This is a genomic window from Streptomyces sp. MUM 2J (assembly GCF_022414535.1).
Taxonomy (GTDB): domain Bacteria; phylum Actinomycetota; class Actinomycetes; order Streptomycetales; family Streptomycetaceae; genus Streptomyces.
The window spans coordinates 348,383-373,577 of record NZ_JADWYM010000001.1; the positions used below are offsets into that span (position 1 = coordinate 348,383).

Below are 25,195 nucleotides of genomic sequence, written 5' to 3' on the forward strand. Positions count from 1 at the left end.
GGTGGTGGGGGCGGAGTGTCAGGAGCGTACTTCGAGGAGGGGGACCAGCTGCTCCGCCGGGGTCATCGAACCGTGGTTGCCGACCATGGCCGACTCCTTCGGCTCCCGCTCCGACGCGATGATCAGGACGTCGTCGTGGGCCGCGGCCACCACGTCCCCGATGCGCGCGTACACGCGCTCGTCGACGCGCGGGCCGAACCAGCCCGCGGCGATCGCCTCGTCCCGCGAGGCCACCCAGAACTGTTCGCCGAGCACCTCGCGCCAGCAGGTCAGGACGTCGTTCCCGGCGCCGGGCACCGCGTAGACGTGCCGCGCGCGGCCCTCGCCGCCGAGCAGGGCGACGCCCGCCCGCAACTCCCAGTCCTCGTCGAAGTCGATGCGGTGCTGCTCACCGAACGGCACGTCGATCATGCCGTGGTCGGCGGTGACGTAGAGCGCGGTGCGCGGCGGGAGCTGCTCGGCGAGCCGCTGCACGAGCCGGTCGACGTACATCAGCTGGCCGCGCCAGGTGTCGGAGGCGACGCCGAAGCGGTGGCCGGCGCCGTCGAGTTCGGCGTAGTACGTGTAGACCAGGGCGCGGTCACCGGCGGCGAGCTGCTCGGCCGCGAGGTCCATGCGCTCCTCGCCGGTGAGCCGTCCGTGGAACCTTCCGCCGCTGAGCGCGACCTTGGTGAGCGGGGTGTTCTCGAAGGTCGGGGACGACACCTGCGCCGCGTGCACACCGGCGTCGTGGGCGAGCTGGAAGACCGTCGGGTACGGCTGCCAGGGGCGCGGCGCGGTCCAGGGCTGCCAGCGCAACTGGTTCATCAGCTGGCCGGTGGCCGGGTTGCGGACGGTGTAGCCGGGCAGACCGTGCGCGCCGGGCGGCAGGCCGGTGCCGACCGACGCGAGGGAGGTGGCGGTGGTGGCCGGGTATCCGGCGGTGATCGGGCGCCCGGTGCCGCCGCGCGAACTCGCCAGCAGCGAGGCGAGGTACGGCGCCTCCTCGGGGTGCGCCTTCAGCTGCTCCCAGCCGAGCCCGTCGATCAGGAACACGCAGTTGCGGTCGGCGGGGGTCAGCTCGGGGATGGCGGCGGTGGTGCCGGGTACGCCCATACCCGCGGCGAGGGTGGGCAGCAGGTCCGCGAGCGAACCGGTGCCGTATTCGGGAACGGGTGCCGAGGCGGGCGCGAGGGGCTCCGGATGGTGGTCCCAGACGGTGGGCTGCGCCATCAGCGGGAGGCGTCCGCGGTCGCCTCGGAGATGGCCTGCGCGAAGGCGAGCGCCTGGCGCACCGTCTCCGGGCCGTCCCCGGCCTCGCTGACGCGCAGGCTGAGGTCGTCGGCCGTCGAGTTGCCCGTGTAGCCGTGGTCGGCGTCGCAGTTGGGGTCGCCGCAGGCTGCGGGTTCCAGGTCGATCCGGGAGACGGCGCCCCAGCCGATGGTGAGCACCACCTCGCGCGGCAGCGTGCCCGGCGTGTACGACTCCGGGTTGGCGACGACGCGGCTGACCACCACGGAGGAGATCCGGCCCAGTTTCACGGACTCCGTGGACGTCGTGGCGTACGGCGTCGGGGAGGTGGTGTCGGCGGCCTGTTCGTCGGTGTGGCTGACGATGAAGCGGGTGTCGGTGAGGACGAGCACGGTCACGTGCCGCCGGACCTCGTTCTGGTCGAACGTCGTCTCCTGGTGGACCAGGTACGACCGCATGGGCTCGCCGCCCACGGCGGCCTCCACCGCCTCGGCCACGAGGGCCGGGTAGTAGCCGCTGCGCTCGATCGCCGCACGCAGCCCCTGGGTCGTCGTACTGGTCTTGGCCATGGCGTCCATCCTAATCCCCGTGCGGGGCCGGTCCGGGCCAGTCAGGAGCAACCCGGGCCGTTCGCACGGCAGGGCCGTCGTACCGTCGTCCGTTCCGGCCCCGGGGGCCTCCCTCCGGGCGACGGCCGCAGGACGGGGGGACGACAGGCGCCGGAGGGCGGGTGGCGTCCGCGTCGGCCGTCGGCCCGGTCAGTACGCGGGGAGGGTGCGCGGGCCGAGGTCGTCGCGGGCGGGAGGCGGTGCCAGGCGGACGGAGGCGCCGAGGACGGTCAGGCCGTGCCGGGCGACGACGACCGGCTCCAGACTGACCGCGACGACCTCGGGGTGGTCGTCGACCAGCCGGGACACGCGGAGCAGCAGTTCCTCCAGGGCGGGCGTGTCGACCGGGGTCGAGCCGCGCCAGCCGAACAGCAGCGGAGCCGTCCGGATGGAACGCACCAGCGCGCCGGCGTCCCGGTCGGTGACCGGGATCAGCCGGTGTTCCGTGTCGCCGAGCAGCTGGGAGGCGGCACCGGCGAGCCCGAACGACAGGACGGCCCCGGCCGCCGGGTCGATCACCGCGCGGACGACGGTGTCGACGCCGCGCGGCGCCATCGCCTGCACCACCGGCCGCACCTCGTCCGGCTTGCCGAACAGCCCGGTCAGCTCGGCGTACGCCCGCCGCAGCTGCTCCTCGTCCGCCAGGTCCAGACGCACACCGCCCAGGTCGGCGCGGTGCCTGAGGTGCGGTGCGGTGGCCTTGAGGACGACGGGGTAGCCCAGAGCGCGGGCGGCCTCGGCGGCCGTGTCGGGCGTGGGGGCCTGGAGGGCCGCGCGCACCTGGATGCCGTACCGCCCGAGGAGCTCGCTCGTCGCCTCCGTGCTGAGCGTGAGGCCCTGGCCGCGCGCGAGGAGCCCGTCGATGAGCCGGGCGGCTCCCTTCTCGTCGATGTCGTCGTACTCGGGCACCCGGCCGGGGTCGGCGGCCTCGCGGCGCCACTGCGCGTACTGCACGGCCTCGGCGAGGGCGTGTACGGCGCGTTCGGCCGCGGGGTAGGCGGGGATCAGGCGGGGCGGCGCCGAGGGCGGGGCGTCCGGCGGCGTCGCGGCCGGCGGCTGTTCCGAGGGACGGGGCCGACGGGAGCCGTCCGCGCCGCCGCCCGGCGCCCTGTCGCCGGCCTGCGGTGCCGTGCTCGCCGCGGCGGACAGCGCCTCGGCGAGGCCCCCCAGCTCGACGTGGACGACCAGCACCGGCTTGCCGGGCACCGCCTCGGCCGCCGATCGCAGGGCCTCCGCCAGTTCGGCGTCGCCCGGCGGGCCCTCCCCGATCGCCGGGATCGCCGTGACGACGACCGCGTCGCAGGTGTCGTCGGCGAGTGCCCGTGCCAGCGCCTCCCGGAAGTCCTCCGCGGACGCGGCCGTGGTCAGGTCCAGCGGACGGTGCGGCCGGAGACCGGAGGCGAGGCACTGGTCGTAGGTGAGCAGCCTCAGCGACTCGGAGTTGCCGAGGATGGCCACGCGCGGACCGGACGGCAGCGGCTGGCGGGCGAGGAGCAGGCCGGCGTCGACCAGTTCGGTGATGGTGTTCACGCGCAGCACGCCGGCCTGCCTGAGCAGCGCGGAGACCGTGTCGTGCGGCAGCCGGGTGGCCCGTACGGCGTGCCCCTGGGGCGCGGAGCCGGCGCCCTGGACCACCACCAGCGGCTTCGCCGCCGCCGTGCGCCGGGCGAGGCGGGTGAACTTGCGCGGGTTGCCGATGGACTCCAGGTACATCAGGACGACGTCGGTGTCCGGGTCGTCGTACCAGTACTGCAGGACGTCGTTGCCGGAGACGTCGGCCCGGTTGCCTGAGGAGACGAAGGTCGACACCCCGGTGACGCCGGTGACCCCTCCCCCGCGCCGGTGGAGCCGGGACAGCAGGGCGATACCGATGGCTCCGGACTGCGCGAACAGGCCGATCCGGCCGGGCCGCGGCATCTCGGGGGCCAGGGAGGCGTTCAGCCGGACGTCGGCCGAGGTGTTGATGACGCCGAAGGCGTTCGGGCCGATGATCCGCATGCCGTACGCCCGCGCGTGCCGGACGAGTTCGCGCTGGCGTTCGCGCCCTTCGGGACCGCTCTCGGCGTATCCGGCGGAGACGACGACGAGCCCCTGGACTCCGTGCTCGCCGCACTCGGCCACGGTCCGGGGAACGTGGTCGGCGGGCACGGCGACCACCACGAGGTCGACGGGACCGTCGATGTCGCGCACCGAGCGGTACGCGGGCACGCCGTCGAGTTCGGCGAGGTCCTCGGGGAAGGCGCGGTTCACTGCGTACAGCCGGCCGGTGTAGCCGGCCTCGCGGAGGTTGCCGAGGATGCTGCGGCCGACCCCGCCGGGGGTGCGGCCGGCACCGACGACCGCGACCGCGCCGGGCATGAGCAGGCGCTGCACCGAGCGGGCCTCGGCCCGCTGCTCGCGTGCGTACTGCACGGCCAGCGACCGCTCGGTCGGCTCGAGGTCGAACTCCAGGCGCACGACGCCGTCCTCGAAGCTGCGCTTCTGGGTGTACCCGGCGTCGGTGAAGACCTTGATCATCTTGGTGTTGGCGGGCAGGACCTCGGCGGCGAAGCGGCGGATGCCGCGCTCGCGCGCGACGGCGGCGATGTGCTCCAGAAGGGCGGAGGCCACACCGCGGCCCTGGTGCGCGTCCTGGACCAGGAAGGCGACCTCGGCCTCGTCGGCGGGCGCCGAGGCGGGCCTGCCGTCGGCGCCGATCCGGTCGTACCGCACCGTGGCGATGAACTCGCCGCCCACCGTGGCCGCGAGTCCCACCCGGTCCACGAAGTCGTGGTGCGTGAAGCGGTGGACGTCCTTGGCGGACAGACGGGGGTACGGGGCGAAGAAACGGAAGTACTTCGACTCGTCCGAGACCTGCTCGTAGAAGCCGACGAGGCGGTCCGCGTCCTCGGCGGTGATGGGTCGGACGCGCGCGGTGCCGCCGTCGCGCAGCACCACGTCGGCCTCCCAGTGGGCGGGGTACTCCTGCCGGTCCGGCGCGCTCTGCATGGGCCCCAGACTAAGGCGCGCCCGGCCACCGCGCGGGGCAGTCCGCGGAAGGACGGCCACCGGGCCGGGACCGCGGCCGCGCCGGTGGCGGCCGGGAGGTTCTCGGGGGCCCTCCCGGGCATGCCCCATGATGTGGGAAACTGGTCTAGACAACCCTGAACACCTGAAGGGCAGCAACACATGGCTGAGCGCCGCGTCAACGTCGGCTGGGCCGAGGGTCTCCACGCCCGCCCCGCCTCCATCTTCGTCCGAGCCGCCACGGCCGCAGGCGTCCCGGTGACGATCGCCAAGGCCGGCGGCGCCCCCGTCAACGCGGGCTCCATGCTGGCCGTCCTGGGCCTGGGCGCCCAGGGCGGCGAGGAGATCGTCCTCGCCACCGACGCCGAGGGTGCGGACGGCGCCCTGGACCGTCTGGCGAGGCTGGTGTCCGAGGGGCTCGAAGAACTCCCCGAGACCGTCTGAGCCCCCCGCGGCACGCGCGGGAGCCGCGCTGCCCCCGCGGGGCGGCGCGGCTCCCGCGGTCCCCTCCGGCACCTTTCGGCGCCCGGCCGGGCGGCGCCCGGCCTTCGGTGACCCTTCGCACCCCTCCCGGCCGTCCTCGGCCGCTCGCCGCTCCAGGGAGCCCGCCACCGCTGATCGCCGGAGCCCGCGACCCCGATTCCCCCCGGACCACCCTCCGCGCCCGGGCTCCCCCGGCGCCGGCCGTCCACGCCCGCAGTTCCGCACGGGACACGGCGCGCGGAATTAACGGAGGCACACCCGGAAACGCCGGCGGGTTTACTCGGGCATATCACTCACACGGGCACGCCGGGCGCATCACTGAAAATTCCCGCAACACGAAAAAGGGCAGGGGAAACAACCCCCACCGAATATCCCCTCTTTGTATACGGCGCCCGTGTTAATGCCGCAGCGCCGAGATGTTTACGGCATGTTGCGAAGTCCTCACACGGTCGGCGCGTTCCGCGCCGCCGGAGAAGCGCAGCCGGCGCGCGGTACGGGAACGCTCGGTGTGCTGCGCGGTCAGGGCACGCGCACGTTCACCGTCGCCGCGCGCCACGGCGTCCACGATCGCGCCGTGCTGGGCCCAGACGTCGACGGGCTGGGCGGGCGCCTCCACCGTGTACATCCACGCGATCTTGTGCCGGATCTGGGTGAGCGTGGCGGTCAGCGCCTGGCTGCCGGAGGCCTGGGCAAGCGTCTCGTGGAACCAGGTGTCCAGGGCTCGCAGGTCCTCGCTGCTGCCCTTCCTGGCCCGTTCCTGGCCCAGCCGGACGAGCCCGCGCAGCACCTTCAGATGGGCCTCGGTGCGCCGCTGGGCGGCCCGGGAGGCACCGAGCGGCTCCAGCAGCGTGCGCATCTCCAGCAGGTCGGCGGCCTCCTGCTCGGTGGGTTCGGCCACGCACGCGCCCGCGTGCCGCCGGGTCACCACGAAGCCCTCCGCCTCCAGCGTGCGCAGCGCCTCACGGACGGGGACGCGGGAAACGCCGTAACGGCGCGCCAGCAGTTCCTCGGTGAGCCGGCTGCCGCGTTCGTGGACACCGGCGACGATGTCGTCCCGGATCGCCGTACACACCGAGTGCGCCGGAATACGCATGACCGACCTCCGCCTTAATCCCCGTGAAACGTCGACGATTGACGTGTGTTCAGCGACTCTATGGCAATGCGGCCGAATTTCCGACGGCGGGCCGGAATCCAGGGATATTTTTTGGACAGCGGGCCGAGAACGGTGCGCCGGGCGGGAGGGCGTGAGAAGACATACGGGAGCGGGCGTGCGTGAGCGCGCACGCGGTCGGACGCCGGCGGGCGTGCGCCAAGGGAACCCGCTCCAACGCCGGAAGCCCCGGCGGGGGCCGGGGCTTCAGAGGGTCTCGGGGCGTTTCGTCAGAGAGCGACGCCGTGCGCACGCAGGTAGGCGACGGGGTCGACATCGGACCCGTACTCCTGGGTCGTCCGCGCCTCGAAGTGCAGGTGCGGGCCGGTGACGTTGCCCGTCGCACCCGACCGGCCGATCTGCTGGCCGACGGCCACCTGCTGGCCGACCGAGACGGACAGCGACGACAGGTGGCCGTACTGGGTGTACGAACCGTCGTGCATCCGGAGGACGATCTGGTTGCCGTAGGCACCGCCCCAGCCGGCCTCGACGACGGTGCCGTAGCCGACCGCGTGGACGGTGGTGCCGCTCGCGGCGTGGAAGTCGATGCCGGTGTGACTGCCGGAGGACCACAGGTTGCCGCCGGCTCGGTAACCGGTGGAGACGTAGGATCCGGCGATCGGCGCCACGAAGGTGTTGAGGCGCTTGCGCTCGGCCTCGCGGGCGGCGCGCTCCCGCGCCTCGCGCACCTTCTCGGCCTGCTCGGCCGCCCGCCTGCGCGCGGCCTCCTCGGCCGCCTTCTGGTCGGCGGCCTCCTTCTGGGCCTTCGCCTGGGCGCCGATCTCCTCGGCGACGGAGTCGTCGGCGCTGATCACCGGGAGCAGCCCGGTCTGCTCGGCCGCCGGCTCCGCGGCGAGCGCCGGGGCCGCCAGGGTGCCCACGACGCCGGTGGTGGTGAGGGCGGCGAAGCCGGCCGCCTGCGCGGTGGTCCGCTTCATCCGGCTCGGACGGCGGTGCTTCCCGGTGGCGCAGCTGAACGCCATGTAGTGGCTGGTCCTTTCCTTCCCTCTCGCCTACCGGGTTAGCTGACGGGTTCGGAGCAGGAAGGTCTCCTACGGATCCCCTCGCACCTGGCGCGGGCACCCGATTCACCCCTGGGGACTGCGGTGGGTCCCCGGCTCCCCTGGCTCGCGCCGTACGGGGACTCGGCGATGACTGTCCGGTGCCGCGGGCGCGGCGCACTACCGGACGGACAGCCCGCACGACGCTAAGGCGCCGGACTTTCAATACCCAAACGGAACACGGTTTTTGTAGCGTATCCCACAGGGCAGACAGGCAACCTCCCCATCATTTCGGACATTCGGAGGTCTCCTGGCCTTCGCACGCAAAAGGGCCCCGGTGGTTCGCCGTCCACCAGGGCCCCACGTACGCGTGCCTACTCGGCCGCGACGACGGTGACTTCACCGATGCCGAGAGCCTCCACGGGCTCCTTGATCTGCGCGGCATCGCCGACGAGGACGGTCACCAGCCGGTCCACCGGGAAGGCGCCCACCGCGGCGGCGGTGGCCTCCACGGTGCCGGTGGTGGCCAGCTGCCGGTACAGGGCGGCCTGGTAGTCGTCGGGGAGGTGCTGCTCGACCTGGTCGGCCAGGGTGCTCGCGACGGCCGCCGCGGTCTCGTACTTCAGCGGCGCCACTCCGACGAGGTTCTGCACGGCGACGTCACGCTCGGCGTCGGTCAGCCCCTCGGCGGCGAGCGTCCGCAGCACCGTCCACAGGTCCCGCAGGGCGGGGCCGGTGTTCGGGGTGTCGACGGAGCCGCTGATCGCGAGCATCGCGGCACCCGTGCCGTCCTGGGCGGACCGGAGGACCTGCCCGAACGCGCGGACACCGTACGTGTAGCCCTTCTCCTCCCGCAGCACGCGGTCCAGGCGGGAGGTGAGGGTGCCGCCGAGGCAGTAGGTGCCGAGAACCTGGGCGGGCCAGACCCGGTCGTGGCGGTCGGGGCCGATCCGGCCGATCAGCAGCTGGGTCTGGACGGCACCGGGGCGGTCCACGACGACGACACGGCCGGTGTCGTCGGCGGTCACGGGCGGCACGGGCCGCGGCTCGGCCGGCGAGCCCGTCCAGGAGCCGAGCGTGTCACCGAGCAGCGCGTCGAGGTCGATGCCGGTGAGGTCGCCGACGACCACGGCGGTGGCGGTGGCCGGGCGCACGTGCCGTTCGTAGAAGGCGCGCACGGCCGCGGCGTCGATGCCGGCCACGGTCTCCTCGGTCCCCTGACGGGGGCGCGACATACGCGAGGTCGCCGGGAACAGCTGCCTGGAGAGCTCCTTGGCGGCCCGCCGGGCGGGGCTGGCCAGCTCGTGCGGGATCTCGTCCAGGCGGTTGCGGACCAGCCGCTCGACCTCGCTGTCGGCGAAGGCGGGTGCTCTCAGGGCGTCGGCGACCAGGCCCAGCGCCTTGGCCAGCCGGGAGGCGGGCACCTCCAGGCTGATGCGGACGCCGGGGTGGTCGGCGTGCGCTTCGAGGGTCGCGCCGCAGCGCTCCAGCTCGGCGGCGAACTCCTCGGCGGTGTGCTTGTCGGTGCCCTCGGAGAAGGCCCGCGCCATGATCGTGGCGACGCCGTCGAGGCCGGTCGGCTCCGCGTCCAGGGGCGCGTCCAGCAGCACCTCCACGGCGACCACCTGCTGCCCGGGGCGGTGGCAGCGCAGCACGGTCAGTCCGTTGCCGAGGCCGCCTCGCTCCGGGGCCGGGAAGGCCCACGGCCTGGGCTCGCCCGCCACGGGCCGGGGGTGGAACTCCATCTGGGCGAGCTCGGTCACTTGGCCGCCTCCTCGTCGTCGGTGGCTTCCACGGTGGCCGCGGACTCCGGGTCTTCGGTGCCTTCCACGTCCTCGGCGTGCTCGGGGGCGAGCGGCTCGTAGACGAGGACGGCCCGGTTGTCGGGCCGCAGGCGGGCCGCGGCGACCTCGCGGACCTCCTCGGGCGTCACCTCCAGCACGCGCTGCACGGCCGTGAGGGCGAGCTGCGGGTCGCCGAACAGGACGGCGTACCGGCACAGTTCGTCGGCGCGGCCGGCGACCGTGCCGAGCCGGTCCAGCCACTCGCGCTCCAGCTGGGCCTGGGCTCGCTCCATCTCCTCCGGCGTGGGGCCCTCCTCGGCGAACCGGGCGAGCTCCTCGTCGATGGCGGTCTCGATGACCGGCACCTCGACGTCGCCGGAGGTCTTCACGTCCAGCCAGCCCAGCGAGGGCGCCCCGGCCAGCCGCAGGAGACCGAAGCCGGCCGCGACGGCCGTGCGGTCGCGGCGGACGAGCCGGTTGTACAGGCGGGAGGACTCGCCGCCGCCGAGAACGGTCAGGGCGAGGTCGGCGGCGTCGCACGCGCGCGTGCCGTCGTGCGGGAGGCGGTAGGAGGCCATCAGGGCGCGTGCCGGCACCTCCTCCTGGACGACCTCGCGCAGCTCCCGGCCGATGACCTCGGGCAGGCTGCCGTCACGGGGCTCCGGCTTGCCGTCGTGGGACGGGATGGAGCCGAAGTACTTCTCGATCCAGGCGAGCGTCCGCTCCGGGTCGATGGCGCCGACGACCGACAGGACCGCGTTGTTCGGCGCGTAGTAGGTGCGGAAGAACCTGCGGGCGTCCTCCAGGGTGGCCGCGTCAAGGTCCGCCATCGAGCCGATGGGCGTGTGGTGGTACGGGTGGCCCTGCGGGTAGGCCAGTGCGGTCAGCCGCTCGAAGGCGGTGCCGTAGGGGACGTTGTCGTAGCGCTGGCGGCGCTCGTTCTTGACGACGTCACGCTGGTTCTCCATCGACTCGTCGTCGAGGGCGGCCAGCAGGGAGCCCATGCGGTCTGCCTCCAGCCAGAGGGCGAGTTCCAGCTGGTGGGCGGGCATGGTCTCGAAGTAGTTGGTGCGCTCGAAGCTGGTGGTGCCGTTGAGCGAGCCACCCGCGCCCTGCACCAGCTCGAAGTGGCCGTTGCCCTTGACCTGGGCGGAGCCCTGGAACATCAGGTGCTCGAAAAGGTGAGCCAGGCCGGTACGCCCCTTGACCTCGTGGCGGGAGCCGACGTCGTACCAGAGGCACACCGCCGCGACCGGGGTCAGGTGGTCCTCGGAGAGCACCACGCGCAGGCCGTTGGCCAGGCGGTGCTCGGTCGCTGTCAGGCCGCCGGAGCCTGCCTCGGCTGTGGCCGTGTGACCCATGGGCATGTACGTCCCTTCGATCGCGGAGGCGGTCATCGAGAACCGCGCTTTTCGTGCCGGTCGTGCCACTGTATGCAAGCGTGCGGAGGACCGGCGAAGTTCCCGCGGGGCGTACGCCGAGAGCGAGATCGCGTAGCCTCGGCGGTTGTTCCCGGCCACGGGCCGCGCCGGCTGCCGTACACCTCCCGGTCACGTCATGTCCGGCCCCCGGTCCACATCGTGCCGGGTCCGCGAGACCGCTCCACGCCGGGTCCCGGCCCGCGTTGTCAGTCGCGCGGTCCACAATGGTCCGCGTCAGTCCCGTTCACGCTTCAGCAAGGAGCCGGCAGCGATGGCCCGCCGCAGCACGAAGACCCCGCCGCCCGACGATGCGTACGAGGAGAAGGTCCTCGACATCGACGTCGTGGACGAGATGAAGGGTTCGTACCTCGAGTACGCGTACTCGGTCATCTACTCCCGCGCCCTGCCGGACGCCCGGGACGGCCTGAAGCCTGTACACCGCCGCATCGTCTACCAGATGAACGAGATGGGCCTGCGCCCCGACCGCGGCTACGTGAAGTGCGCCCGTGTCGTCGGCGAGGTGATGGGCAAGCTGCACCCGCACGGAGACGCGTCGATCTACGACGCCCTGGTGCGCATGGCGCAGCCCTTCTCCATGCGCGTGCCGCTGGTCGACGGCCACGGCAACTTCGGCTCGCTCGGCAACGACGACCCGCCGGCCGCCATGCGGTACACCGAGTCCCGGATGACCGAGGCCACCAGCCTGATGACGGAGTCGATCGACGAGGACACGGTCGACTTCGCGCCCAACTACGACGGCCAGGAGCAGGAGCCGGTCGCCCTGCCCGCAGCCTTCCCGAACCTGCTGGTCAACGGCACCTCGGGGATCGCCGTCGGTATGGCCACCAACATGCCGCCGCACAACCTGCGCGAGGTGATCGCGGCCGCGCGCCACCTGATCAGGCACCCGAACGCCGATCTCGACACCCTGATGCGGCACATCCCGGGCCCGGACCTGCCCACCGGCGGCAAGATCGTCGGCCTCTCCGGCATCCGTGACGCGTACGAGTCGGGCCGCGGCACCTTCAAGATCCGCGCGACGGTCTCCGTGGACACCGTGACGGCGCGCCGCAAGGGTCTGATCGTCACCGAGCTGCCGTTCGCCGTCGGCCCGGAGAAGGTCATCGGCAAGATCAAGGACCTGGTCGGCGCGAAGAAGCTCCAGGGGATCGCCGACGTCAAGGACCTCACCGACCGCGAGCACGGCCTGCGCCTCGTGATCGAGATCAAGAACGGCTTCGTGCCCGAGGCGGTCCTGGAGCAGCTGTACAAGCTGACCCCGATGGAGGAGTCCTTCGGGATCAACAACGTCGCCCTGGTCGACGGCCAGCCGCTCACCCTCGGCCTGAAGGAACTGCTGGAGGTCTACCTCGACCACCGCTTCGAGGTCGTGCGGCGCCGTTCGGAGTTCCGCCGCGGCAAGCGACGCGACCGCCTGCACCTGGTCGAGGGGCTGCTGACGGCCCTCGTCGACATCGACGAGGTCATCCGCCTCATCCGCTCCAGCGAGAACTCCGCGCAGGCCAAGCAGCGCCTGATGGAGCGCTTCGCGCTCAGCGAGGTGCAGACGCAGTACATCCTCGACACGCCGCTGCGCCGTCTGACCAAGTACGACCGGATCGAGCTGGAGGCCGAACGGGACAAGCTCACGGAGGAGATCGCGGAGCTGACCCGGATCCTGGAGTCGGACGCGGAGCTGCGCAAGCTGGTCTCCTCGGAACTGGCCGCGGTGGCGAAGAAGTTCGGTACGGACCGGCGGACGGAGCTGCTGGAGTCGGCGGGTGTCCCCGCGGCCGCGGTGCCGCTCCAGGTCGCCGACGCCCCGTGCCGGGTGCTGCTCTCGTCCACGGGGCTGCTCGCGCGCACCGCCGACGGCGACCCGTTCAAGAGCGCGCACGGCCGGCGGGTCAGGCACGACGTCATCGTCTCGGCGGTGCAGGCGACGGCGCGTGGCGAGATCGGCGTCGTCACGTCGGCGGGCCGTCTGCTCCGGATCAACGTCATCGACCTTCCGCAGTTGCCGGAGAGCATGGCCTCGCCGAACCTCTCGGGGGGCGCTCCGCCGTCCGAGTTCATCTCGCTGACCGACGACGAGCAGGTGGTCTGCCTGACCACGCTCGACGAGTCGACACCCGGCCTCGCGCTCGGCACGGAGCAGGGAGTGGTCAAGCGCGTGGTGCCCGACTACCCGGCCAACAAGGACGAGCTGGAGGTCATCACCCTCAAGGAGGGCGACCGGATCGTCGGCGCGATCGAGCTGCGGACCGGCGAGGAGGACCTGGTCTTCATCACGGACGACGCGCAACTGCTGCGCTATCAGGCCTCCCAGGTCCGCCCGCAGGGCCGGGCGGCGGGCGGCATGGCGGGCATCAAGCTCGCCCAGGGCGCGAAGGTCATCTCGTTCACGGTGGTCGACCCGGCGGCGGACGCGGTGGTGTTCACGATCGCGGGCTCCCGCGGCACCCTGGACGACTCCGTCCAGACGACCGCGAAGCTGACGCCGTTCGACCAGTACCCGCGCAAGGGCCGGGCCACGGGCGGCGTGCGCTGCCAGCGTTTCCTGAAGGGCGAGGACTGCCTGTCCCTGGGCTGGGCCGGCGCCGCCCCGGCCCGCGCGGCGCAGAAGAACGGCTCCCCGGCCGAACTCCCGGAGGTCGACCCGCGCCGCGACGGCTCCGGTGTGTCCCTGGCGAAGCCGGTGTCGGCGGTGGCCGGACCGGCGTAGTGGGCAGGCCCGGGCAGTGGCGGGCTGCCTCGTGGACGGGCCTGCCGCGGGACCGTCCTGCCGCGTGACCGGTACGGCCCGGTCACCGGGCAGGCCTTCCGGTGCCTCCTTCCGGTTGCACCGCCAGGGCCTGTTGTACGGCCGTCGCGTCCCGGCCCGGGGCCTGTCCGCTCGACGCCCCCGCGGCAGCGCCCGCTCAGGCCGGGCCCACCGGCCGTACGCCGGGTCCGCACGACCCGCAGAGCCCGGCCGCCGACGGGCAAGGTCTACTTCCGCAGCGGGTACGGACCGGACCGGACCGGCGGCTCCTCCTCCGCCCCCGGCCCGTCAGGATCCCGTACGTAGCGCAGGACGCCCCACAGGCCGTGCTCGTCGGCGGTGTGCGGGGCGTCGTTCCTGCACGCCTCCAGGGCCTTGGCCAGGTACTCCGTGTCGATGCCGGAACCGATGAGCACGAGCCGGGTGAGACGGTCCTCGCCGGGCGGCCAGGGCTCCGGGTAGAAGCGCAGAAAGCGTCCGACGGCGTGGACGGCGTACCGGTTGCGGACGTCGTACGCCCCGAGGTCGACGCAGCCCTTGATCCGGTACAGCCCCTCGGACCTGCTGTCGAGGAACTCCATCAGACGGCGGGGGTCGATCGGGACGCCGGAGGAGAACGACAGGCTGTCGTACGCGGTGTGCAGGTGCCCCGTGTGCCCGTCGCCGGCGTCGTCGTGCAGGTCGTCGAAGGACAACTGCCCGATGCGCTCCTCGCCGGGCCGGCAGTCGAAGAAGAAGGCGGGGTCGACACGACCGTAGGTGGCCGGGACGACCGCGGCACGGTCGTTGAGCGACCGGACGAGTTCCAGGACGCGCGCACCGTCGGCGGTCCGGTCGAGCTTGTTGACCACGACGAGGTCGGCGAGGCCGAGGTGCCGGTCGAGCTCGGGGTGCCTGGCCCGGGTGCCGTCGATCTCCGCCGCGTCGACCACCTCGACGAGCCCGCCGTAGACGACGCGCGGATTCTCGCTGGCCAGCACCATCCGCACCAGCTCCTGCGGTTCGGCGAGTCCGCTGGCCTCGATGACGACGACGTCGATACCGAGAGAGGGGTTGACCAACCGGTCAAGGTAGTGATCGAGCTCGCCGGCATCGACGGCACAGCAGAGGCACCCGTTGCCGAGGGACACGGTCGAGTCGCCCAGGGCGCCGGCGACGGCCATCGCGTCGATCTCGATGGCCCCGAAGTCGTTGACGATCGCCCCGATGCGGCTGCCGCCGCTGCGGTGCAGGAGGTGGTTGAGCAGCGTGGTCTTGCCCGAACCCAGGAAGCCGGCGAGGACGACGACCGGGACCTGCGCCGGGAGCTGCACCGGAACCTGCTGCGGACTCGGGGGCGAAGGCATGTGTACGACCTCTCTCACGCCGACGCGTACACCGGCTCGCAACCCGGCGTACGTATGAGGATGGAATGCCGCCCCAGGATACGAGTCATGAGAATCGCCGCGAAGTGAACGATTGTTAGCAGTGCATGCGGGGCAGACGTTGGGCGAGGCGCTGGCTTGCGCGACCCTCGCATCCCTCCGTGCGCCTCCTCTCCGCCTCCCCGCCGATCAGAGCCGCTCGGCACCCTGGAGGTGGCAAGCGCCGCCCACAGTCGCCGGTCCCCCACAGTCGACCCGCACCCCGACGACCGGCGGACGGCCGCATGATTCGGGGGTTGACATGGCCACACGGAAGCACATCACGGGGAGGTTCAGCTCCACCGCACTCGCCCTTCTGGCCTCCACGGCCGCGCTGACGCTGGCGCAGCGTCAACGGCGTCTCGAGGAGGCACGGCTGCGGGAAAGGCAGCTGGAGCTCGAGGAACTCGCGGTCCGGCGCAGGGCCTACGCGCATCAGCAGCGCATGCACTGGGAACTGCTGGCCAGGGCCATCGACGATCCTTCCCTCGCGGCCGTGATCGACACCTACGACCCGAGGATCCCCGCGGAGAAACGACGCCAGTTCTTCTACGCCAACGCCTGGTACGCCTATCTGTTCCATCTGTACCGCGCAGACGTCCTGGACAAGGAGGAGTTCTACAAACACCTGCGGGAGTTCTTCCAGAGTCCGCTCTTCCGGGAGTACTGGGAGGCTTCGAGGGCCCAGCGCGCCACCCTCAAGCAGTCGTCCGACGAAGCCGACATAGGGCGCATGGTGGACGGCCTCGTACAGGAACTGGACGAGGCCGACACGGACGAGTGGTGGGTGGTGGGCAACCCGCCGGCCGAGTGACGTCCGACCTGGCACACGGTCAACACGCCTTCACAGACGACACGCCAGGGTGTCTTTTCTCCGCGACTACACCCGCCGACGCCACACAGCACAGTATCTTCTGCCCCAACATCATGCCCAAGCCTTCCCGAAGGACTGGTACCCCTTTGAAGATCGTGCGCCGCATCGGTGTGCCTCCGAGCGCCCGTGGCAGTAACTCCGGAGCGAACTGCCCGGATGTGTTCGAGCTGAGCGACGGCAACTTCGCGGTGATCGGCACCGAGGCCACCGAGGCGCTGGACCGCGAGCTGCCCGCCGACGCCTCCCGCGCCGACTACGAACGCATCGTCGTCGTGAGCCGGGAGACGCTGATCCGCGCCAAGGCGGACATCCCCGACGCCTGAGCCGCCCGGACGAGCGCGCATCCCACCGGCGCGTTCCCTCACCTTCCGGCAGCGCACGATCGCTCCATGCCGGAACGCCATCCGGCGAGCAGCCCGGCACCCCGTCCCTGCTCGACCCTCACCGATGAGGCCTGGCGCCAGAACGGCACCAGGCCACACGCATGTCTCAGGCGGCCTCGGGCACCTGCACCGGCGGCACCGGCCCCACGTACCGCGCGACCGGTCGGATTATCTTCGAGTCCCTGGCCTGTTCCAGGATGTTGGCGCTCCAGCCCACCACGCGTGCCGCCGCGAACGTCGGCGTGAACATCTCGCGGGGCAGACCGCACAGTTCCATGACGACCCCGGCGTAGAACTCGACGTTCGTGTGGAGTTGGCGGCCGGGCTTCAGCTCCGCCAGGATCGCCTCCACCCGGCGCTCGACCTCGACGGCGAACTCCACCCGCGGTCCGCCGAATCGCTGGGCGATCTCGCGGAGCATGCGCGAACGAGGGTCCTCGGTGCGGTAGATCGCGTGACCGAAGCCCATGATGCGCTCACCCGCCAGGACGCGCTCGCGGATCCAGGCGTCGATGCGGTCCGGGGTGCCGATGGCGTCCAGGGTGTCCAGGGCGCGGCTCGGCGCGCCGCCGTGCAGGGGCCCCGACAGGGCGCCCACCGCGGCGACGAGGCACGCGGCGGCATCGGCGCCGGTCGAGGCGACGACGCGGGCGGTGAAGGTGGACGCGTTGAATCCGTGGTCGATCGTCGCGATCAGGTACTGCTCGACCGCGCGGGCGCACTCCGGTTCCGGTTCCACACCGGTCAGCATGTAGAGGTAGTTGGCCGCGCAGGACAGGTCCTCGCGCGGTTCCACCGGTTCGAGCCCCCGACCCAGCCGGTACAGCGCGGTCAGGAGTGTCGGCACGGCCGCGGCGGCCACGACGGTGTCCTCCCGGCGCTGTTCGGCGTCGGTGTCGTAGACGGGTCGGAAGCCCTTGGCCGCGCCCAGCAGGGACAGGGCGGTGCGCATACCGGCGAGCGGACCGGAGGACCCGGAGGCCGCGGCGACGGCGGGCAGCGCCGCGCGGACCTCGTCGGGCAGCCGCCGCAGCGCCGCCGTCCGCGCGGCGAAGGCGGCGCTCCGCCCGGCGTCCGGCAGTTCGCCGTGGACCAGCAGGTGCCATACGTCCTCGAAGCCGCGCGTCCGGGCGAGATCGACGGCCGAGTACTGGCGGTAGTGGTAGAAGCCCTCGAGGCCCCGGACGTCACCGACCTCGGTGTCGGTGACGACGACACCGGCGAGGCCTCGCGGTACGTCGACGCGGGTGGCTACGGACCTGTTGACGGACATGTCTTCCTCCCTGAACTTGATTTGACTGTCGATGATTGACAGATTTCTTGTCAATATTGATTGAGTCAATCTATGGGTCCATGCCCGGAGAGGCGGCTACGGTGACCTCCATGCGCGATCAAGAACCCGGCCCCGGCCACCCGGGACGGCGGCTGAGCACCAAGGAGGCCGCCGACCTGCTCGGTGTGAAGCCCGAGACCGTGTACGCCTACGTCAGCCGCGGCCAGCTCAGCAGCCGGCGCACCCCCGGCGGACGGGGCAGCACCTTCGCCGCCGAGGAGGTGGAGGCGCTCGCTCGCCGCAACCGGCGCGACGGCGGCGCGAGCCCGGGCTCCGGTGCAGAGCTGTCCGTGCGCACCCGCATCACGCTGATCGAGAAGGACCGCTACTACTTCCGCGGCGTCGACGCGACCGAGCTGGCCGCACACCGTTCCTACGAGGAGATCGCCGAGTGGCTGTGGACCGGCCGCCTGCGCCCCGGCACCGTCTTCACCGCTCCCGAGGCCACGGTCGCCGTCGTGCGGGGTGTGGTGGACGCGCTGCCCGAACACACCGGTCCGACCGACCGGCTGAGGGTCGCCGCGGTAGCCGCCGCAGCCGCCGACCCGCTGCGCTTCGACCTGTCCGAGCAGACGGTGCTCGGCACCGCGCGGGTCCTCATCCCGACGCTCGTGGCCGCCCTGCCGCCGGTGCTGGAGGACCGCCGCGACGGAGGTCCCCTGGCCCGGCGCCTGTGGAGCCGGCTCTCCGGCCGGGACGCCGACGAGGCCTCCCTGCGCGTCCTGGACACCGCGCTGGGCCTGCTCGTCGACCACGACCTGGCCGCCTCCACGCTCGCGGTACGCGTCGCCGCCTCGGCCCGCGCCCACGCCTACGCGGCCGTCTCGGCGGGCCTGGGCGTGCTGGAGGGCCCCCTGCACGGTGCCGCGAGCGGGCTCGCCCACCGGCTGCTGCTGGAGGTGCTCGACCAGGGCTCCGCCGCCCCGGTGATCGCGGAGGAGCTGCGGGCCGGCCGCCGCATCCCGGGACTGGGCCACCGCCTCTACTCCGGCGAGGACCCTCGCGCACGCGCCCTCTTCGCGCTGCTGGAGCGGATCCCGCATGCGGAGCCCGCCCTCCTCGCGGCCCGGGACATCGTGGCCACCGCCGCGCGCCACACACCCCTGCACGCCAACGTGGACCTGGCCCTCGCCGTACTCACCACCTCGTCCGGCATGCCCTCCACGGCAGGCGAGACGATCTTCGCGGTGGCGCGCACGGCGGGCTGGATCGCACACGCCCTGGAGGAGTACGGAGAGCGCCCGCTGCGTATGCGTCCCAGCGGCCGGTACGTCGGCCCCCCGGCGCCCCAGCCGCTCCCGGAGTAGGGCGGGCGGGGGCCGCGGCGGCGGACGCGCGGACACGGCCGGAAGTCACCCCGCGGCGGCTCAGGTTAGGCTCACCTGTGTGAGTACGTGCGCGACCGTCTCGCGGGACTTCGACGAGCCCGTTTCCGGAACCGCGGCCACCGCCAGGACCTGGCTCCTCCTGGAACAGCCCGGCCCCTGGGGCTCCAGAGCGCTCACTTCGAGCCATCTGGACCCCGTGCTGGGACGCGCCCTGGAGAACGCCGCACGGGGCACCGGCGTGCGGGTCGCACTCATCCGGCGTCCGGGCCGTCACGCCGACCTCGGCACCCCCGCACCGCGCCGGGTGTTCGCGGCACACACCACCCCGGGCAGCGCCTGGCTGCACACCGCCGCCGTGGACGACCCCGGGGAGCTGCTCGGCCTGGATCTCGGTGCGCTCGGCCGCGGCGACCACCGGGGCTTCGACGCGGCGCTGGGCGGCGAACCGCACACCGGCGCTCCGCTCGCCCTGGTGTGCACCAACGGCAAGCGCGACCGCTGCTGCGCCCTGCTGGGCCGGCCGCTGACGGCCGAGCTGACCGCCTCCGGCGTGCACGGCATCTGGGAGGTCACCCATCTGGGTGGTCACCGCTTCGCGCCGACGGTGCTCGTCCTGCCGTACGGCTACGCCTACGGCCGCGCCGGGGCACGTGGCGTCAGGGAGGTCCTGCACGGCGTCCGGGAGGGCCGGATCGTCGTCGAGGGGTGCCGGGGCAGCTCGGCCTGGGAACGGCCCGGGCAGGCGGCGGAGCTGGCGGTGCGCCGGGAGGCGCGCGTGTACGTCGCGGACGCGCTGAGCGTCGTGTCCACGGACGGCGCGGCCCCGCACTGGGAGGTGACCGTCGCGCACGCCGACGGACGCCGCTGGCGTGTGGTGGTGACCCAGGGGGCCGCACTGCCGCCCCGGCCGGAGAGCTGCGCGGCGTCGGTCCTGGGGACACCCGCACGCATGGACGTCGGCTCCGTGCGGGAGCTGGCGCCGGCCGGCAGGCATTGACCGGATCACGGAGCACGGGCCGATCGACCGGGCATCCACACGGTCAGTCGGCCCCGTCCATACCGATCAAGCCGATCCGCTGGCCCGGGCCGCACCCCTGCGGCCGGAAAGGCACCCCCGCGTACCGTCTGGGGCATGAGTCCGACTCCCCCGCACCGTCTGCGCCTGGGCCTGCCGCGACGCGTGTTCTCCCAGGTGCTGCTGATGCAGGTGACGATCGCCGCGGGAGTCGCCGTCCTCGCCGCCGGCCTGTTCCTGGCTCCGCTCAGCCACCAGTTGGACGACCAGGCCATGCACCGGGCGCTCGCCATCGCGCAGACCACCGCGCAGCAGCCGCAGATCGCGGCGGACCTCCAGAGCACCGCGCCACGCCCCGACGGGCCCGTACAGCGGGAGGCGGAGCGGATCCGGCTCGCCACGGGCGCCGAGTACGTCGTGATCATGAACCTCGACGGCACGCGCTGGTCGCACACCGACCCGGCGCGGATCGGCGGCCATGTCTCGACCGACCCCAGCCAGGCCCTGGGCGGCAAGGAGGTCATGGGAATCGACGAGGGCACCCTGGGGCGTTCGGCCCGGGGCAAAGTGCCGCTGCGCGACACCGAGGGGCGCATCGTCGGGGCCGTCTCGGTGGGCATCGCCTACGACAGTGTCCGGGCCCGCCTGATCAGTGCGATCCCCGGTCTGCTCGCGCTGGCCGGCGGGGCCCTGGCCGTCGGTGCGCTGGCCGCCTGGATCGTCTCGCGGCGGGTTCAGCGGCAGACGCGGGACCTGGCCTTCTCGGACATCTCGGCGTTGCTCGCCGAGCGCGAGGCGATGCTGCACGGCATCCGCGAGGGCGTGGTCGCCCTGGACCGCTCCGGCCGCGTCCGCCTCCTCAACGACGAGGCGCAGCGCCTGCTGGGCGTCGGCGAGGAGACGGTCGGCCGGTCGCCCGACGACGCGCTGGGCGAGGGCCGCACGGCGGACGTGCTGGCCGGCCGGGTCACGGGAACCGATCTGCTCACCGTGCGCGGGCCGCGCGTCCTGGTGGCCAACCGGATGCCCACCGGGGACGGCGGTGCCGTCGCCACCCTGCGCGACCGTACCGAGCTGGAGCGGCTCGCACGGGAGCTGGACTCCACCCGGGGCCTGATCGACGCCCTGCGCGCCCAGGACCACGAGCACGCCAACCGGATGCACACCCTGCTCGGGCTGCTCGAACTGGAGATGTACGACGACGCCGTGGAGTTCGTCGGCGAGGTGGTCGGCGACCATCGGACCACCGCCGAACAGGTCACCGAGAAGATCCGGGACCCCCTGCTGGCGGCCCTGCTGGTGGGCAAGGCGACCGTCGCGGCCGAGCGCGGGGCCGCTCTGTGGATCTGCGACCGCACGCGGCTGCCGGACCGGCTGGTCGATCCCCGGGGGCTGGTCACCATCGTCGGCAACCTGGTCGACAACGCGCTCGACGCCGTGGCGGGCACCCTCCACGCGCGCGTGGAGGTCGAGTTGCGCGCCGAGGGCCGTACGGTCGTGCTGACGGTGTGCGACACGGGGCCCGGAATCCCGGTGGAGCACCGGGAACTGGTCTTCACCGAGGGGTGGTCCACGAAGAGGCCGCCGGCCCACGGCAAGCGCGGCATCGGCCTGCCGCTGGTGCGGCGGCTGGCCGAGCGGCAGGGCGGCAGGGCGGCCGTGGGCGACGCGGACGGTGGAGGTGCGCGGTTCACCGTCGTCCTGCCGGAGGCCCTGGCGGAGCCGGACCCGTGTCCCGCGCCGGGGACGTCCGTGGCGGAGGCTGCCAAGGAGGGGACGCGGTGATCGAGGTCCTGGTCGTGGACGACGACATCAGGGTGGCGCAGGTCAACGCCGCCCATGTGGAGAGGGTGCCGGGCTTCCGCGTCGCCGGCCGGGCGCACAGCGCGGGAGAGGCGCTGCGCCGGACGGAGCTGCTCCGTCCGGACCTGGTCCTGATGGACCACTACCTGCCGGACGGAACCGGCCTGGAGGTCGTCCGCGAGATCCGCCGGCGCGAGCACCGGACGGACGTGATCATGGTGACGGCCGCGCGGGACGTCTCGGTGGTGCAGGAGGCGATGCGACAGGGGGCGCTGCAGTATCTGGTGAAGCCGTTCGCCTTCGCGCGACTGCGCGCGAAACTGGAGTCGTACGCCCTGCTGCGGCGGACCCTGGACGCCGGGGGAGAGGCGGAGCAGGCCGACGTCGACCGCTTCTTCGGCGCGCTGTGCGCGCCCTCGGGGCCGCGGTTGCCCAAGGGGCACTCCCCCGCGACCGCCGATCTGGTGCGCCGATGCCTGAGGAGCGCCGACGGCTCCCTGTCCGCCCACGAGGTGGCCGAGCGGACGGGCGTGAGCCGGCAGACCGCGCAGCGCTATCTGAAGCTCCTGGAGCGCACGGGACAGGCCGAACTGACCCTCAGGTACGGCGACGCGGGCCGCCCGGAACACCGCTACGGGTGGGCGACCCGCGTCTGAGGGCACGAACGGCCGGTCAGCCGGCCGCCTTCTCGACGAACTCGGTGGTGTAGGTCCTGCTCAGGTCCACCTCGGCGTTCTTGATGGTGGGGTTGAACGCCTTCAGGACCTTCTCGACGGTCTCCGGACCGCCCTGGGGCATGACACCGTCCTTGGTGAACATCGGCAGGGTGCTCTTGACGGCCTCCTCGTAGAGCGCCTTGTCGCCCTGGGAGTAGTCGGCGGGCATCTTGTCGGCGATCTCGGAGGCGCTGTGCGTGGACATCCAGTTGAGCGTCTTGACGCATGCACGGGCCAGCTTCCGGACGGTGTCCTTGTGGCTGTTCACCCAGTCCGTCTGCATGTACAGGCTGGACGACGGGTACGGCCCGCCCAGCGCCTCCCGCGAGCCCTCGGGCGTGCGCATGTCGATCAGGACCGTGCCGGCCTTCTTGTCCAGGATGGTGGCGACCGTCGGGTCGGTCGTCATCCCGGCGTCGATGGCGCCCTTCCGGAGTGCCGAGATGAAGGTCGGTCCGGCACCGACGGCGACGGGGGTGAACTCGCTGACGCCGACACCGTTCTTGACGGCGAGGTACCTGGTGAGGAAGTCGGTCGACGAGCCGAGGCCGGTGATGCCGAGCTTCCTGCCTCTGAAGTCCTTCGGCGAGGTGACGTCGTCCGCGGCCCGGGCGGAGACGATCTCCACCTCGCCGGGTGCGTGGGAGAACTGCACCACGGACTCGACGGACTTCCCCTTCACCTGCAGGTCCAGCGTGTGGTCGTAGAAGCCGACGGCGCCCTGGACCTGTCCGGAGACCAGGGCGGTCTCCGCCTGGACGCCGGCGGGCTCACTGAGGAGTTCCACGTCCAGTCCCTCGGCGTCGAAGTAGCCGAGCCGCTGGGTGAGCATCGCCGGCAGGTAGATGACCTTGTCGAGGCCACCGACCATGATCTTGACCTTCGTGCCCTTGCCGTCGCCCTTGGCGCCGCCCGCCGACGCCGTGGCGGCAGCGTCGTCGGCGCAGGCGGTGAGCGAGGTCAGGGCGAGCAGGCCGGAGGCGGCCCAGACGGCGAACCGGGTGTTCTGGCGCATGGCGTTCACGTCCTTGGGAGTACGCGGAGCGGAGGGTCCGATGAGGGGAGGTGCGGGGCGAGGGGACGAGGCGGGGCGTCTCAGCCGTCGGAGCCGGACGGCTTCCAGCGGAAGATGCGGCGCTCGGCGAAGGTCAGCAGGCCCTCGGCCACGAGCGCGACGACGGCGAGGATGACCATCGCGGCGTACACGCCGGCCGCGTTGAAGGTGCCCTGCGACTGGGCGACGAGCAGGCCGATGCCCTTCGTGGCACCGATGTACTCGCCGACGATGGCGCCGATGAGGGCGAAGCCGAAGCTGACGTGGAGGCTGGTGAAGATCCACGAGGTGGCGGACGGGACGACGACCTGGAGGGTGACCCGGCGGTCGCCGGCGCCGAGGATCCGGGCGTTGGCGACCAGATTGCGGTCGACCTCGCGGGCGCCCTGGAAGGCGTTGAAGAACACCGGGAAGAAGACCAGGACGACGGCCGAGGCGATCTTGGAGGCAGGACCCAGTCCGAACCAGATCACGAAGATCGGGGCGAGCACGATCCTCGGTATGGAGTTGAGCACCTTGATGTAGGGACCGAGGACATCGGCGAGGAAACGGATCCGCCCGAGGGCGATACCGAGGACGACACCGGCGATCACACCGATGATCCAGCCCACGAGAGCCTCGTACAGCGTGAACCAGATCTGCTCGCCCAGGGATCCGAGCGCCGTCCCGTGGGTGACCCAGGTGTGGATCTGGTCCCAGATCCTGGACGGCATCGAGAAGTTGAACGGGTCGATGGCCTCCGCGCGGGAGAGCACCTCCCACAGGCCGAGTACGGCGACCAGGACGAGCACGCGGGCTCCGGTGACGACGGCCTTGCGCCTGCGGGCGGCACGCGCGCGTGACAGCGCGCGGTCCGGCGCCGGGCCGGCCGTCTCCACCACGGATGCGCCGACCACCTCAGGCGACATGGGCGGCACCCCTTTCCCGCGTGATGCGGACCTCTTCGCCGAGGCACACCCAGATCTCGCGGTAGATCTCCAGGAACCTCGGCTCCAGACGTACCGACTCGACCTTGCGGGGGCGCGGCAGGTCGATGTCGAAGACCTGCTTGACCGTTGCGGGCCCGGCCGTCATCACCACGACCTTGTCGGCCAGGGCGATCGACTCCTCCAGGTCGTGGGTGACGAAGACCACGGAGGCCCCGGTGCCCTCCCACAGCTCCAGCAACTCGTCCGACATCAGGGCGCGGGTCTGCACGTCGAGCGCCGAGAACGGCTCGTCCATGAGCAGGATCTCGGGATCGTTGACGAACGTCGCGGCGAGCGCGACGCGCTTGCGCTGCCCGCCCGAGAGCTGGTGCGGATAGCGGTCCTCGAAGGCGGCGAGACCGACCCGGGCCAGCCACTCGCGGGCCTTCTGCTTCGCCTCGGCCTTCGGCACGCCGCGGAACCGCGGACCCGCCATGACGTTGGACAGAACCGTCCGCCAGGGGAAGGTCGCGTCCTGCTGGAAGACGAAGCCGACCTTGCCGCCGACCGCGCGAACCGGTTCCCCGGCGACCAGAACGTCTCCCTCGGTGGGTTCCTCCAGGCCGCTGACCAGTGTCAGCGTGGTCGACTTGCCACAGCCGGTGGGGCCGACGACCGCAACGAACTCACCTCGTCCCACGGTGAGGTCCAGGCTGCTGACGGCCGTGTGCAGACCCCCCGACGGGGTCCGGAATGTCTTGCTGGCGCCCCGCAGCTCGATGGCGGGGCCGGTGTCTGCGCTCATGAGCCGGGACCGTAGATGTCGCCCGGGTCACGGCAGCAGTCTTGTGGGCGCATCGGCTTCTTCTGCTTGCAACGCTCTGTTGTGCTCGTTTTGCGCGCGTTACAACAACGGAGCCGAAACGCGGGC

20 protein-coding genes and 1 riboswitch are annotated in these 25,195 nt (G+C 72.3%); of the genes, 8 read left to right on the forward strand and 12 right to left on the reverse strand.

Features of this window, described 5'->3' with window-relative positions:
- Positions 1-18 precede the first annotated feature (18 nt).
- The 3 genes from I3F54_RS01335 to I3F54_RS01345 all read right to left on the reverse strand — a co-directional run bounded on the left by I3F54_RS01335 (position 19) and on the right by I3F54_RS01345 (position 4,826).
- A complete protein-coding gene (locus I3F54_RS01335) occupies positions 19-1,212 on the reverse strand; it encodes an alkaline phosphatase family protein (protein ID WP_240116645.1) in 1,194 nt (397 codons plus the stop codon).
- Complete coding sequence (locus tag I3F54_RS01340) at positions 1,212-1,808, reverse strand: DUF5998 family protein (RefSeq protein WP_240116646.1); 597 nt, start codon at positions 1,806-1,808, stop codon at positions 1,212-1,214. Before I3F54_RS01340 ends, I3F54_RS01335 begins: the two co-directional genes overlap by 1 nt.
- Positions 1,809-1,988: 180 nt before the next feature.
- Positions 1,989-4,826: a bifunctional GNAT family N-acetyltransferase/acetate--CoA ligase family protein gene (locus I3F54_RS01345; RefSeq protein ID WP_240116647.1), complete on the reverse strand. Its 2,838-nt coding sequence runs from the start codon at positions 4,824-4,826 to the stop codon at positions 1,989-1,991.
- Positions 4,827-5,006: 180 nt separating this feature from the next.
- On the opposite strand from I3F54_RS01345, the gene I3F54_RS01350 reads away from it, so the two are divergent.
- Positions 5,007-5,288 (forward strand): HPr family phosphocarrier protein, encoded by a 282-nt coding sequence (locus tag I3F54_RS01350; RefSeq protein ID WP_240116648.1) that lies wholly within the window; start codon positions 5,007-5,009, stop codon positions 5,286-5,288.
- Between the two features lie 436 nt (positions 5,289-5,724).
- On the opposite strand, the gene I3F54_RS01355 is transcribed toward I3F54_RS01350, so the two are convergent.
- The 4 genes from I3F54_RS01355 to I3F54_RS01370 all read right to left on the reverse strand — a co-directional run bounded on the left by I3F54_RS01355 (position 5,725) and on the right by I3F54_RS01370 (position 10,629).
- On the reverse strand, positions 5,725-6,420 hold the full coding sequence (locus I3F54_RS01355) for a GntR family transcriptional regulator (RefSeq protein WP_240116649.1): 696 nt from the start codon (positions 6,418-6,420) through the stop codon (positions 5,725-5,727).
- 287 nt (positions 6,421-6,707) lie between these two features.
- Complete coding sequence (locus tag I3F54_RS01360) at positions 6,708-7,460, reverse strand: M23 family metallopeptidase (RefSeq protein ID WP_240116650.1); 753 nt, start codon at positions 7,458-7,460, stop codon at positions 6,708-6,710.
- Positions 7,461-7,472: 12 nt separating this feature from the next.
- Positions 7,473-7,638, reverse strand: a riboswitch (cyclic di-AMP (ydaO/yuaA leader).
- 214 nt (positions 7,639-7,852) lie between these two features.
- The gene (locus tag I3F54_RS01365) at positions 7,853-9,241 is read right to left on the reverse strand and encodes a pitrilysin family protein (protein ID WP_240116651.1); all 1,389 of its coding nucleotides are present in this window, start codon (positions 9,239-9,241) and stop codon (positions 7,853-7,855) included.
- Positions 9,238-10,629, reverse strand: coding sequence for a pitrilysin family protein (locus I3F54_RS01370; protein ID WP_240116652.1), 1,392 nt, complete (start codon positions 10,627-10,629; stop codon positions 9,238-9,240). Before I3F54_RS01370 ends, I3F54_RS01365 begins: the two co-directional genes overlap by 4 nt.
- A 325-nt stretch (positions 10,630-10,954) precedes the next feature.
- On the opposite strand from I3F54_RS01370, the gene I3F54_RS01375 reads away from it, so the two are divergent.
- Positions 10,955-13,408, forward strand: a complete 2,454-nt coding sequence (locus I3F54_RS01375) for a DNA topoisomerase (ATP-hydrolyzing) subunit A (protein WP_240116653.1) — start codon at positions 10,955-10,957, stop codon at positions 13,406-13,408.
- Positions 13,409-13,674: 266 nt separating this feature from the next.
- Here I3F54_RS01375 and I3F54_RS01380 read toward each other — a convergent pair whose 3' ends face one another.
- Positions 13,675-14,793, reverse strand: coding sequence for a GTP-binding protein (locus tag I3F54_RS01380; protein WP_240116654.1), 1,119 nt, complete (start codon positions 14,791-14,793; stop codon positions 13,675-13,677).
- 319 nt (positions 14,794-15,112) lie between these two features.
- Here I3F54_RS01380 and I3F54_RS01385 point away from each other — a divergent pair, with 319 nt between their 5' ends.
- Both I3F54_RS01385 and I3F54_RS01390 read left to right on the forward strand, forming a co-directional pair.
- Complete coding sequence (locus I3F54_RS01385; RefSeq protein ID WP_240116655.1) at positions 15,113-15,664, forward strand: DUF6082 family protein; 552 nt, start codon at positions 15,113-15,115, stop codon at positions 15,662-15,664.
- A 146-nt stretch (positions 15,665-15,810) separates the two neighbouring features.
- Positions 15,811-16,047, forward strand: coding sequence for a hypothetical protein (locus tag I3F54_RS01390; RefSeq protein WP_240116656.1), 237 nt, complete (start codon positions 15,811-15,813; stop codon positions 16,045-16,047).
- Between the two features lie 166 nt (positions 16,048-16,213).
- Here I3F54_RS01390 and I3F54_RS01395 read toward each other — a convergent pair whose 3' ends face one another.
- The gene (locus I3F54_RS01395) at positions 16,214-17,380 is read right to left on the reverse strand and encodes a citrate synthase (protein ID WP_240116657.1); all 1,167 of its coding nucleotides are present in this window, start codon (positions 17,378-17,380) and stop codon (positions 16,214-16,216) included.
- A 110-nt stretch (positions 17,381-17,490) separates the two neighbouring features.
- Here I3F54_RS01395 and I3F54_RS01400 point away from each other — a divergent pair, with 110 nt between their 5' ends.
- The 4 genes from I3F54_RS01400 (at position 17,491) to I3F54_RS01415 (ending at position 22,242) form a co-directional block, all read left to right on the forward strand.
- Positions 17,491-18,747 (forward strand): citrate synthase, encoded by a 1,257-nt coding sequence (locus I3F54_RS01400; RefSeq protein WP_240116658.1) that lies wholly within the window; start codon positions 17,491-17,493, stop codon positions 18,745-18,747.
- A gap of 79 nt (positions 18,748-18,826) precedes the next feature.
- Positions 18,827-19,765: a sucrase ferredoxin gene (locus I3F54_RS01405; RefSeq protein WP_240116659.1), complete on the forward strand. Its 939-nt coding sequence runs from the start codon at positions 18,827-18,829 to the stop codon at positions 19,763-19,765.
- A gap of 135 nt (positions 19,766-19,900) precedes the next feature.
- The gene (locus tag I3F54_RS01410; RefSeq protein WP_240116660.1) at positions 19,901-21,568 is read left to right on the forward strand and encodes a sensor histidine kinase; all 1,668 of its coding nucleotides are present in this window, start codon (positions 19,901-19,903) and stop codon (positions 21,566-21,568) included.
- On the forward strand, positions 21,565-22,242 hold the full coding sequence (locus tag I3F54_RS01415; RefSeq protein ID WP_240116661.1) for a response regulator: 678 nt from the start codon (positions 21,565-21,567) through the stop codon (positions 22,240-22,242). The genes I3F54_RS01410 and I3F54_RS01415 overlap by 4 nt, the downstream gene beginning before the upstream one ends.
- Before the next feature lie 16 nt (positions 22,243-22,258).
- Here the strand turns inward: I3F54_RS01415 and I3F54_RS01420 are convergent, their stop codons facing one another.
- From I3F54_RS01420 to I3F54_RS01430, 3 genes are all read right to left on the reverse strand, one after another.
- Positions 22,259-23,317: an ABC transporter substrate-binding protein gene (locus I3F54_RS01420; protein ID WP_240116662.1), complete on the reverse strand. Its 1,059-nt coding sequence runs from the start codon at positions 23,315-23,317 to the stop codon at positions 22,259-22,261.
- 80 nt (positions 23,318-23,397) lie between these two features.
- Positions 23,398-24,264, reverse strand: coding sequence for an ABC transporter permease (locus I3F54_RS01425; protein WP_240116663.1), 867 nt, complete (start codon positions 24,262-24,264; stop codon positions 23,398-23,400).
- Positions 24,254-25,069, reverse strand: a complete 816-nt coding sequence (locus tag I3F54_RS01430; protein WP_240116664.1) for an ABC transporter ATP-binding protein — start codon at positions 25,067-25,069, stop codon at positions 24,254-24,256. Before I3F54_RS01430 ends, I3F54_RS01425 begins: the two co-directional genes overlap by 11 nt.
- Positions 25,070-25,195: the final 126 nt, after the last annotated feature.

Excerpts from the sequence above, each read along its gene's own strand:
- I3F54_RS01335 (WP_240116645.1), bottom strand. The coding sequence starts at position 1,212 with ATGGCGCAGCCCACCGTCTGGGACCACCATCCGGAGCCCCTCGCGCCC.
- I3F54_RS01340 (WP_240116646.1), bottom strand. The coding sequence starts at position 1,808 with ATGGACGCCATGGCCAAGACCAGTACGACGACCCAGGGGCTGCGTGCG.
- I3F54_RS01345 (WP_240116647.1), bottom strand. The coding sequence starts at position 4,826 with ATGCAGAGCGCGCCGGACCGGCAGGAGTACCCCGCCCACTGGGAGGCC.
- I3F54_RS01350 (WP_240116648.1), top strand. The coding sequence starts at position 5,007 with ATGGCTGAGCGCCGCGTCAACGTCGGCTGGGCCGAGGGTCTCCACGCC.
- I3F54_RS01355 (WP_240116649.1), bottom strand. The coding sequence starts at position 6,420 with ATGCGTATTCCGGCGCACTCGGTGTGTACGGCGATCCGGGACGACATC.
- I3F54_RS01360 (WP_240116650.1), bottom strand. The coding sequence starts at position 7,460 with ATGGCGTTCAGCTGCGCCACCGGGAAGCACCGCCGTCCGAGCCGGATG.
- I3F54_RS01370 (WP_240116652.1), bottom strand. The coding sequence starts at position 10,629 with ATGCCCATGGGTCACACGGCCACAGCCGAGGCAGGCTCCGGCGGCCTG.
- I3F54_RS01375 (WP_240116653.1), top strand. The coding sequence starts at position 10,955 with ATGGCCCGCCGCAGCACGAAGACCCCGCCGCCCGACGATGCGTACGAG.
- I3F54_RS01380 (WP_240116654.1), bottom strand. The coding sequence starts at position 14,793 with ATGCCTTCGCCCCCGAGTCCGCAGCAGGTTCCGGTGCAGCTCCCGGCG.
- I3F54_RS01385 (WP_240116655.1), top strand. The coding sequence starts at position 15,113 with ATGGCCACACGGAAGCACATCACGGGGAGGTTCAGCTCCACCGCACTC.
- I3F54_RS01395 (WP_240116657.1), bottom strand. The coding sequence starts at position 17,380 with ATGTCCGTCAACAGGTCCGTAGCCACCCGCGTCGACGTACCGCGAGGC.
- I3F54_RS01400 (WP_240116658.1), top strand. The coding sequence starts at position 17,491 with ATGCGCGATCAAGAACCCGGCCCCGGCCACCCGGGACGGCGGCTGAGC.
- I3F54_RS01410 (WP_240116660.1), top strand. The coding sequence starts at position 19,901 with ATGAGTCCGACTCCCCCGCACCGTCTGCGCCTGGGCCTGCCGCGACGC.
- I3F54_RS01420 (WP_240116662.1), bottom strand. The coding sequence starts at position 23,317 with ATGCGCCAGAACACCCGGTTCGCCGTCTGGGCCGCCTCCGGCCTGCTC.
- I3F54_RS01425 (WP_240116663.1), bottom strand. The coding sequence starts at position 24,264 with ATGTCGCCTGAGGTGGTCGGCGCATCCGTGGTGGAGACGGCCGGCCCG.
- I3F54_RS01430 (WP_240116664.1), bottom strand. The coding sequence starts at position 25,069 with ATGAGCGCAGACACCGGCCCCGCCATCGAGCTGCGGGGCGCCAGCAAG.